Here is a 1689-nt window from a genome sequence, read left to right as displayed (position 1 = left end):
GAGTTTTCCTCAATGCAGGAACTTTTTGGAGTCTAAAAGACGAACAGTCTTGACACATCCTAACGGATGTTTCATCCATAACCTCAAAGCAGTGCTTTTGTTGCTTCCTCTCAGAAGCTTTATCTATAACCTCAAAACCTCCACTGGAGCTTTTGAGCAATCAGCTACCGCGTCAAGAGTTTTTTTCCAAAACAAAGCGAGACTGAAAGACTTTTTATACGGTATCTTCCAAAAGATCCATCCCTCTGTGGGTGAGGGCGCAGCCATCATGGGAGTCTGTCTCAGCCTCCTCATCTACAACCTTTCTACCTCACTATCTTGTTTCTAGGTTCGGGCTGAGTCTGTCCTACTCTCACTCCCTCGGACTGTTAAAGCAAGGCGAGCTAGCAAAGTAATAAAAGATAAACCAGTTGACGATATACCGTTTCCAATCAGGCAAAATGAGTATCAGACAAGCTGCATCGCCTGAATTGTAGGCAATTGTTTTTCAATAAACAATTTTCAGATAATTATTGAAATTCAGACGGCATTATGTTATAATGAAACTATTAAATATGAGGTAAATGTATGGCCAATTTATTAGAAAAGACAAGAAAAATTACATCCATCTTGAAGCGCTCGGAGGAGCAGCTGCAGGAGGAGCTGCCCTATAACGCCATTACGCGCCAGCTGGCAGATATTATCCACTGCAATGCCTGCATTATCAACAGCAAGGGCCGGCTGCTGGGGTATTTCATGCGCTACAAGACCAACAATGACCGCGTAGAAGCCTTTTTCCAGGATAAGAATTTCCCGGAGGAGTATGTCCATGAAGCGAATATGGTCTATGAAACAGAGGCCAATCTGCCGGTTGCTCATGACTTGACCATTTTTCCAGTGGAAACCAAGAATGAATTTCCTGAAGGGCTGACAACGATTGCCCCTATTCATGTCTCTGGGATTCGTCTGGGCTCACTGATTATCTGGCGCAACGATAAGGAATTTGATGATGATGACCTGATTTTGGTAGAGATTGCCAGCACGGTGGTCGGCATTCAGCTGCTCAACTTCCAGCGGGAAGAGGACGAGAAGAATATCCGCCGCCGGACGGCGGTGACCATGGCGGTCAATACCCTGTCTTACTCGGAACTGCGGGCCGTCTCAGCTATTTTAAGTGAGCTGAAGGGCAATGAAGGCCAGCTGACTGCTTCTGTGATTGCGGATCGGATTGGCATTACCCGTTCGGTGATTGTCAATGCCCTGCGCAAGCTGGAAAGTGCCGGGATTATCGAGAGCCGTTCACTGGGGATGAAGGGAACCTATCTGAAAGTGCTGATTCCCGATGTCTTTGAGGAAATTAAAAAGAGGGACTACTGATGGCAAAAGCGCTGATTTCCATTGATTACACAGTTGATTTTGTAGCTGACGAGGGCCAGCTGACGGCGGGTGCGCCGGCTCAGGCCATCTCTGAGGGGATTGCCCGGGTGACAGAGGCAGCCTTTGAGCGGGGGGATTACATCTTCTTTGCCATTGATGCCCATGATGAAAAGGATGCTTTTCATCCAGAAAGCCGCCTCTTTCCGCCGCATAATATCAAGGGAACGAGCGGGCGAAATCTTTATGGTCCTCTGGCTGATTTCTATGGGACACACCAGCAGGATGAGCGGGTCTTTTGGATGGATAAGCGCCATTATTCTGCCTTTTCAGGCA

General features: G+C 47.4%; 2 protein-coding genes. Both read left to right on the top strand.

Features of this window, described 5'->3' with window-relative positions; translation table 11 throughout:
- Positions 1–567 precede the first annotated feature (567 nt).
- Positions 568–1356, top strand: coding sequence for a GTP-sensing pleiotropic transcriptional regulator CodY (gene codY, locus STRDD11_RS00480; RefSeq protein ID WP_128834318.1), 789 nt, complete (start codon positions 568–570; stop codon positions 1354–1356).
- A partial coding sequence (locus STRDD11_RS00475; RefSeq protein ID WP_164828322.1) for a cysteine hydrolase family protein occupies positions 1356–1689 on the top strand: 334 nt, incomplete at its 3' end. The genes codY and STRDD11_RS00475, both read left to right, overlap by 1 nt.

The organism is Streptococcus sp. DD11 (genome assembly GCF_001578865.1).
In the GTDB taxonomy this organism is placed as follows: domain Bacteria; phylum Bacillota; class Bacilli; order Lactobacillales; family Streptococcaceae; genus Streptococcus; species Streptococcus panodentis.
Note: the sequence above shows the minus strand (reverse complement) of the source record. Positions and strands in the feature narration are given on the sequence as shown.

Coding starts and splice junctions, on each gene's coding strand:
- codY (WP_128834318.1), top strand. CDS start 568: ATGGCCAATTTATTAGAAAAGACAAGAAAAATTACATCCATCTTGAAG.